This window comes from Bellilinea sp. (genome assembly GCF_034432615.1).
Classification (GTDB): Bacteria; Chloroflexota; Anaerolineae; order Anaerolineales; family Anaerolineaceae; genus Bellilinea.
This window is the reverse complement of sequence record NZ_DAOUBL010000331.1, coordinates 1-8,434: the sequence shown is the minus strand read 5'-3', so window position 1 is coordinate 8,434 and position 8,434 is coordinate 1. Positions and strand designations below refer to the sequence as shown.

The 8,434-nt window shown below is 52.8% G+C and carries 6 protein-coding genes; 1 reads left to right on the top strand and 5 read right to left on the bottom strand.

The genetic code is table 11. The annotated features are described in order from the left end of the window. A partial coding sequence (locus VAE48_RS14995) for a GGDEF domain-containing protein (RefSeq protein ID WP_322794142.1) occupies window positions 1-424 on the top strand: 424 nt, incomplete at its 5' end. 9 nt (window positions 425-433) lie between these two features. Here VAE48_RS14995 and VAE48_RS14990 read toward each other — a convergent pair. The 5 genes from VAE48_RS14990 to VAE48_RS14970 form a co-directional block, all read right to left on the bottom strand. Continuing rightward, a complete protein-coding gene (locus VAE48_RS14990; RefSeq protein ID WP_322794141.1) occupies window positions 434-1,285 on the bottom strand; it encodes a YwiC-like family protein in 852 nt (283 codons plus the stop codon). Window positions 1,286-1,378: 93 nt separating this feature from the next. Then, window positions 1,379-3,427, bottom strand: a complete 2,049-nt coding sequence (uvrB, locus tag VAE48_RS14985; RefSeq protein ID WP_322794140.1) for an excinuclease ABC subunit UvrB — start codon at window positions 3,425-3,427, stop codon at window positions 1,379-1,381. A 76-nt stretch (window positions 3,428-3,503) separates the two neighbouring features. Then, on the bottom strand, window positions 3,504-6,929 hold the full coding sequence (gene mfd, locus VAE48_RS14980) for a transcription-repair coupling factor (protein WP_322794139.1): 3,426 nt from the start codon (window positions 6,927-6,929) through the stop codon (window positions 3,504-3,506). Further along, window positions 6,926-7,513, bottom strand: coding sequence for an aminoacyl-tRNA hydrolase (gene pth / locus VAE48_RS14975; RefSeq protein ID WP_416181062.1), 588 nt, complete (start codon window positions 7,511-7,513; stop codon window positions 6,926-6,928). The genes mfd and pth overlap by 4 nt, the downstream gene beginning before the upstream one ends. Before the next feature lie 84 nt (window positions 7,514-7,597). Further along, window positions 7,598-8,209, bottom strand: coding sequence for a hypothetical protein (locus VAE48_RS14970; RefSeq protein ID WP_322794137.1), 612 nt, complete (start codon window positions 8,207-8,209; stop codon window positions 7,598-7,600). Window positions 8,210-8,434 lie beyond the last annotated feature (225 nt).

Sequence of the window (8,434 nt, the reverse complement as noted above, 5' to 3'; positions counted from 1 at the left end):
GGTAGCCCTGATTGTCTTCGATCTGGATAATTTCAAGGATTTCAATGATTCGTACGGTCATTCAACGGGCGATCTCATTTTAAGCACTATTGCGCGACGCATCGCGAACCGTCTGCGGGGTGCAGACGTCTTGGGACGCTACGGTGGTGACGAATTTGTGCTTCTGTTATCCGGTATCTCCGAATCAAGTCTCAAGGGCATCCTCGAAAGACTGCGCCAGTCAATCACCCTCGAACCGATTCAAATTGGCAATGAGGTCGTTTTCATCACCGTAAGCATGGGGGTTTCCACCAATACCACTTCCGGCTATGACCTGACCACCCTGCTGCGCCATGCAGACCATGCCCTTTACCGCGTTAAAAAGTCAGGGCGTAATCGAACGTTATTGTACGGCGATTTGCCCGAGTACTCTCAGGCATCGTAATACGGTCGCTTACCCTGCCGCCCTCCATAAAAGGGCAAAGCTGATCATGAACAAGCTGCTGATCATCAACTGGCGCATTCCAATTACCACCGGTTTAACGCCAATTGCCGGTTTCAATGCCCCCCAAACAGATTCGGCAAACTGGATCAGGTAAACAGCCGTCACCAGAGGTGAAAACCAACCCGACAGCGCAAGCAGCCCCACCCCGGCAATGCTTCCACCGCAAACCGCCAAAGGCAGCCGGGCAGCAGATAGCCGTGTCTGGAGGGGAGGAACGCTCTGCCATTCACGCTGGGAGAGGCGCAAGTAGGCATACAAAATTGAACCGATGGCTTGCAGCCACAACAAAAGCCAAAGCAGCCAGCCATTCAAATTCAGATGCCCGATTCCAGCCCAATATACCGCCGGGGCTGCCAGTCCCAGCACGCCGCTGCCGGCAATCTCTACAATTGGTTTACGACGTTCTTCCCGGCGGCTGACCAGCCATAAATGCCAGAACAATACCGGCAAAGCCGGCAAGGCCAACACTACCAGAAAACCCAGCCCCCGGCTGAGCATACCGAGTATGGCAATCAGACCGATTAATCCGTACACTCCCATCCAGAATAAAGCCGGCAATCGCTCTTTGGACGGCCGTCTGCCGCTCATTACCTTGACCAATATGGTGAGTGGCTGGCGGAAGAAAAAACCCGCCAGTGCTGCCAGAATGACCCATCCTTGATTGCTTGTAAGCCCCTCTGAGACGACCAGCCCGACCAAAATCGGTCCGAGCAAAAAAACCCACGAACCATGTTCTATCGGTACGGCAATATGTCTTTGAAAAAAAATGCGCTTCAGGCTTGAGGTTGATTGGATTGCCATCCAGTCTCCTTAACCATTCAAGATTCAATCCAACCGCAGTATACCTGACCCGCGTTTTGCGTAGGTTGCGCCGGAGCAAAAATTAAATCAACTCTAATCTTCACCGGCCAGCAGGCGGGCTTTTTTCCATGGAGGTAGGTTGCTTTCTTCCGCCAGCAGCGCACGCAGTTCATAAATTTGATCGCGCAGTGCAGCGGCCTTTTCAAACTCCAGATCCCTGGCAGCCTGTTTCATTTGCTTTTCCATCTCGTTGATTAACCGCTTCAATTCATTGGCGGGCATCGGTAAAAAGCCGCCTTTTTCGCCCGCCTTGTAATCCGCGCGACCCTCTGCCACACCCGCCGTTGTTGAAATCCGCTCGGTCAGATCGTGTATGGCTTTGACAATACCAACCGGTTCAATGCCATGCTGTTGGTTGTAAGCCATCTGCTTGGCCCGGCGGCGATTGGTTTCATCAATGGCGGTTTTCATCGAGTCCGTAATCCTGTCAGCGTACATGATTACTCTTCCATTGACATGCCGGGCTGCCCGCCCAATCGTCTGAATTAATGCCGTAGAAGAGCGCAAAAACCCTTCTTTGTCCGCATCAAGGATCGCGACAAGCGAAACTTCCGGCAGGTCCAACCCTTCACGCAGCAAGTTAATTCCGACCACCACATCAAAAACACCGCGCCGCAGGTCCCGCAAAATACCAACTCGTTCCAACGTTTCGACCTCAGAATGCAAGTAATGGACCTTGATGCCCATTTCCATCAGATAATCCGAAAGATCCTCTGCCATACGTTTGGTTAATGTGGTCACCAGCACCCGTTCACCATTTTCAACCCGCTGGCGGATTTCTTTAAGCAGGTCATCCACCTGACCGCGCGTCGGGCGCACTTCCACTTCCGGGTCAACCAATCCGGTTGGGCGGATAATCTGCTCGACCACCTGCTCGGCGCGTGTCATTTCATACGGACCGGGTGTTGCCGATGTATAAATAGTGTACCCCATATGTTCTTCAAACTCATCAAATTTGAGCGGACGGTTATCCAGCGCTGAGGGAAGACGAAAACCAAACTCCACCAGGGTTTCCTTCCGCGAACGGTCTCCGTTATACATCCCGCGAATCTGCGGTATGGTCATGTGCGATTCGTCAATGATCAACAGGTACTCGCTCGGCAAATAATCAATCAACGTCCAGGGTGGAGATCCCGGCGGACGTTGGTCCAGATGGCGGGAGTAATTTTCAATGCCCGAGCAATAACCTGCCTCGCGCAGCATTTCAAGGTCATAGCGCGTGCGCTGTTCCAAGCGCTGCGCCTCCAAAAACTTATTATTCCTCCGGAAGTATGCCAGCCGTTCTTCCAATTCGGCTTCAATATTGTGAATGGCGACCTTCAGCCGGTCTTCACCGGTGATGTAATGTTTGGCAGGGAAGATGACAATCGAATCCGGCTGCGAAAGCAATTCGCCGGTCAGGGAATTGACCACTTGAATCCGCTCTACCTCATCTCCAAAGAAAGCCACGCGGATCACTTTGCGGTCTTCATAGGCCGGAAACACTTCCAGCGTATCCCCCCTCACCCGGAAAGTGCCGCCGCGCAATTCCAGATCATTTCGTTGATATTGAATCTCCACCAGTTGACGCAGCAGCGCATTCCGCCGGTAAATTTTGCCCACTTCCAGTTGAATTTGACCCTTCCCAAATTCTTCAGGACTGCCCAACCCATAAATACAGGATACCGATGCCACAATGATCACATCCCGGCGGGTCATCAAAGCAGTGGTTGCTGCCAGGCGCAAACGCTCAATTTCTTCGTTGATTTCGGTTTCTTTTTCAATATACAAATCGTGCTGAGGAACATACGCCTCTGGCTGGTAATAATCGTAGTAACTGACGAAGTACTCCACTGCATTTTCGGGGAAGAACTCCTTAAACTCAGCATACAGCTGAGCCGCAAGCGTCTTGTTGTGCGCCATCACCAGCGCTGGCATTTGTAATTCTTGAATCACATTCGCCATTGAAAAGGTCTTGCCGGTGCCGGTTGCCCCCAGCAATACCTGATGCCGACATCCTTTGCGCACTCCTTCTACCAGCAGCCGGATGGCTTCCGGCTGATCACCGGTAGGTATGTAGGGTGCCTGCAGCTTGAATTCCATGGCACAATCCTCTCTATTCCCTCAAACAAAACGGCTCAAGCGATTGTAACACACTTCCAATAAAAGAACACAATTTCTAAATTCCTTCTTTTACGCCGTTCGATTCACCTTTTACCTCACGAATCACAACTTGAATGGCTGCAATCGTATCCAGCACAGCCGCCTGCCAGTGCGGGTCATCTCTGGAAAAAGGCATCCGATAAGCATTTTTACCAGCGCGCACCGATGAGCCAATCGGCGGAAGATTGCGGGCTTCCACATTTTCCGGCAAAGGCGGAAAGCGAAAGACAATCTGATCATTTTCCACCGCCACCGAGACCAAACCGGCTTCTTGCGCCATGAGTTTGACTTTCATCTGATAAAACAAATTCCGCACCATTTCCGGCAACGTGCCAAAGCGATCTTCAAATTCAACTGCCAGCGCATCCAGTTCCGCCAAGTCGTTGACATCCGCAATACGGCGGTAAAGGTTCAAGCGCACCTGCTGATCGGGCACGTACGCCGACGGGATACCGCTTGCCAGGGGTAATTCCACCGCCACAGCCATACTCAATTCGCGCATGTCGTCCACCGGCAGTTCGGTCTTTTCCAAACCGCTCACCTGCTTCAATTGACGTACTGCCTGTGCCAGCAACCGCGTGTACAGATGAAAACCTACACTGGCAATATAACCATGCTGGCGGGTACCCAGCAGCTCACCCGCCCCGCGCATCTCCAGATCCCGCATGGCTATTGAATAACCTGCCCCAAGCTGTGTATTTTCGGCAATCACTTCCAATCGTTCCTGACCTTCCGGGGTAGGCGGTTTACGTCGGTGGCGGAAGAAGTACGCATATGCCCGTTGAGCTCCACGTCCAACCCGCCCGCGCAGCTGATACAACTGCGCCAATCCAAAGGCATCACCGCGATCCACAATCAGGGTATTGGCGTTGGGGATGTCCAGCCCCGATTCGATGATCGAGGTACACAGCAGCACATCAATTTTGCCGCGGGTAAAATCATGCATGACCTGCGCCAGCTCGCCTTCATTCATCTGCCCATGCGCGATTCCAATACGGGCTTCCGGCACCAGTTTCTGCAAATGGCGTTCCATTGCCCGGATGGTCTGCACACGGTTGTGGACAAAAAACACCTGGCCGCCGCGTTCCAGCTCCCGCAAAATTGCCTGACGTACCAGCCGCGGTGAATACGGCCCAATGTGAGTGATGATTGGCAGTCGTTCAGCCGGCGGGGTATTGATGACCGAAATATCGCGCACGCCGGTCAGCGCCATATACAGGGTTCGCGGGATCGGCGTCGCTGTGAGGGTCAGCACATCCACTTCGGTGCGCATCTTTTTAAAGTGCTCCTTGTGAGTCACCCCAAAACGCTGTTCCTCATCAATAATCAGCAGGCCAAGGTCTTTGAAGGTAACATCCGGTTGGAGCAGCCGGTGGGTACCAATTAAAATATCCACCTCGCCCATCGCCGTGCGCAAGATGATCTCATCCTGTTCACGAGGAGAACGAAACCGGGAAAGCATCTCCACTTCTACCGGAAAGGCCGCCAGACGCTGGCGAAAGGTCTCATAATGCTGCTGAGCCAGAACCGTAGTCGGCACAAGCATGGCGACCTGTTTACCATCCATCACCGCTTTGAAGGCCGCCCGTAACGCCACCTCAGTTTTCCCGTAACCAACATCTCCGCATAACAAGCGATCCATTGGGCGTGGACGTTCCATATCGCGCTTGACTTCGGTGATGGCTTTCAGTTGATCTTCGGTTTCCACATATGGGAACGAGGCTTCCAAATCCTGTTGCCATGGCGTATCGGGACTGAAAGCAAAACCCTGCGCCACCTGCCGGCGCGAATAAAGGTCAAGCAAATCCTGAGCCACCTCCAGTACTGCCTCGCGCACGCGCTGACGGGTATTCTGCCACTCGCTGCTTCCCAACCGGGTGGGACTGGGCGCTTCACCGCTTGGGCCAATATACCGGTTGAGCCGGTCAGCTTGATGCACCGGCACAAACAATTGGTCGCCGTCTGCATATTCCACACACAGAAACTCACGTTCCACCCCGTCAAGAACCCGCTGCACCAGCCCAATAAACCTGCAAATGCCATAGTCCACATGCACAACCCAGGAACCGGGTTTGAAATCAGCATACGAGGCTTCCGGCGCCTCAGCAACCGGTCTGGCACGTGTGCGGGGTTGTGGGCGCTCCCAGCCAAAAATTTCACTGTCGGTCAACAGGTAAAAACGCTTTTCCGGTGAAAGGATCAGCTGCCACCCTTCGCTCAGGGAACCCTCCAGGAATTGGGGTTGGTCGGGTTCACACCCCTGCTCACGCCACAGGGCTTTGAGACGGGGAACCTGCCGTGAAACAATCACCGCCGGTTGATTTTGACGACAAAGTTCTTGCAGATATTCAAAAAAAGACTTTAATCGGCCGCCGTAGCGTGGGCCGGGTTGAAAACACTCCGCCAGCGTAGTTGGTTCTTCCCCATTGCTTTGCCCCATATCCAGCCAGCGCAGCGAGTTCAATTCATCCAGAATCTCCCCCCACGTAAGATAGGGAATCGGGAAATTTTCCGGCAACACGCCCTCTTGAATACTCTCGCGGCGCAATTTTACTGCCTGTTCTTCGATCTCATTGGCCACCGATTGCAAAAAAAGTAAATCGTCCACAATGACCAGTGATTGGGTCGGTAAATAATCCAGAATACTGGCTGGAGAAGAATGAACCAGCGGAAGGTAAAACTCGTCCACTGTTTGCCCATCCGCAAGTTCGAGATTGCCGGCATGACCTGCCAGAACCTCGCGGGCTGGTGTGATGAATAACCGATCAATTTTTTCAACGGTTCGCTGGGTAGCCGGATCAAATCGGCGCAAGGTATCCAGCTCATTTCCAAAGAATTCCATGCGCACCGGCAATTCTTCTGCTGGCACCCAGATATCCAGAATACCGCCGCGCTGTGCGAACTGCCCTGTCTCTACCACCGTATCCACCGGCTGATAGCCAATATCCATCCATTGCCTTTGCAACATTTCCGGTGAAATTTGCTGATTGAGTTTAATTACCTTGCTGGCTTTAAGAAAATCACGGCGTGGCAAGGTGCGCGTCATCACTGCCCGCAGCGGTGCAATCACCAGCGGTGGTTGCGACGGGCGCGGTGAACCGAGGAAATGATACACCGCCAGTGAGGTCAGACTGTTTAACCGGTCTCGACGGGTGACTGTCCCCCATGCCGCCTGCTCGTAGAAAAGGGGATTGGGCTCCGGATAAATCTGGATGGCGTTTCTGTCCATCCAGAAGGAAAGCTCATCCAGCATGGAAAGCGCCCGGTCGGTGCGGTCTGTTATCCAAAGAATGGGCACATTTAAATCTTGCCAAATGGCTGCCAGCAAAGGCAGGCGTGCTGCACGCATCAGCCCCAAACCCGGTAAAGTTTGTCCATTGCGCAGCCCTTCCAACAGATATTGATAGGCTTTGAGGGATCGAATGGCTTCCAAAACGTTCATTTTTCCAATTGATTACCGTTAAACCGATTCATGGCTGCTTCCAGCCCTTCGGCCACAAAAGTTTTCAACGCATCCGCTGCGCGGGAGAGTAAATAATCCAGTTCTTTCTTTTCCTCCGGCGAAAACCCATGCAGTACATAACTTGCACCTTGTTTGCTGCCTGGCGGGCGTCCAATCCCAAAACGCATTCGTGGAAACTGCTGGGTACCCAGCCGGGAGATAATGGACTGCATCCCCTTCTGTCCTGCCGATCCGCCGTCCGGGCGAATTCTCAGGGTGCCGAAAGGTAAATCCAGATCATCATGCACGACGATTAACTGGTCAAGCGGGATTTTATAAAAACGTACCAGCGCAGCCACCGACTCGCCCGAGAGATTCATGAAAGTTTGGGGCTTTGCCAGCAGCACTTTTTGATCCCCCACATTTCCCAGTCCCACAATCGCTTTTTGCTGCACCCGGCTCAGGCTGATTCCAGCCTCCCGGGCAAAGCGGTCAATCACCATGAACCCTACATTGTGACGGGTTTCGCGATATTCCCTGCCAGGGTTCCCCAAACCGACCAGCAGGAAAGGTGGAGCAGTCACCTCCGTTTCAGGGGTGCTCTTTCGTGAAAATACGCGTCGAATCCGCGAACCTAGTGGATCCAATTTTCCCTCCTGGAATTTTCTTCAGCGTCGTTTTTTGCGCTTGCGAAGCGATAGAACCATTCCAAACCCTATAAACAGCAGGAGACTGACTGCTATCCCGCGCACGACACTTCCCGTCCATTGAGTCGGTTGAATACTGCCCGGGTTTGGTCTTGGCGGAGTTGGCGTAAATGAAACTGGCAGGGGGGTATTGGCAGGTGTTTCCAAAACCGGCTCAGTTGAAAGGATGAGGTCGCTTGCTGTGGGTGATTCCACCGGCGAATAATTTCGCACCTTTACTCCGTCAATAACAGCTTCCCGTTTCTCACCATTTGAAAAATACACGCGTAAAACAAGGCGATAATCCCCGTCCGGGATGAGTGTGGTGTCCCAACGATAGAGGGGCTCTTCCTTTGGAAAAGCGTTTCCCTGTGCAAGCAGAAATAGATTTCGTTCATTCGTTTCGCCGCTGTATCCGAACAACAACTCATACGAGAGCACATCATCCGTTGAAACGCGTGCCTGAACTTCCATCACCCCTTGCAAGACCTGCCGGTCTGAGGGGGATATAATCGTTATTTCATCTGCCTGAGCCAAAGCTATGCCAGGCAGGAATAGAAACAATAGGATCAGTCCAATTATCCAGCGTTGCATAGCCTTTAAGTTTATCACGAAGTGCTTGAAATGACGAAAATGACCTTATGCGGTCAAACAATTTTCACAAGAAAACAACAATCCGCCTTGCGGCAGGTCTGTCCTTTGCCCCCAGGGGCATCCCTCTACGAGGGCTAACCCTCTGCGAAGGCTGCCGTCGAACCCCCGTTTTAGCCTGATCCTGCCTCGATGGCATGAAAGGGCTGCCCAGCCCCTATAAAATAA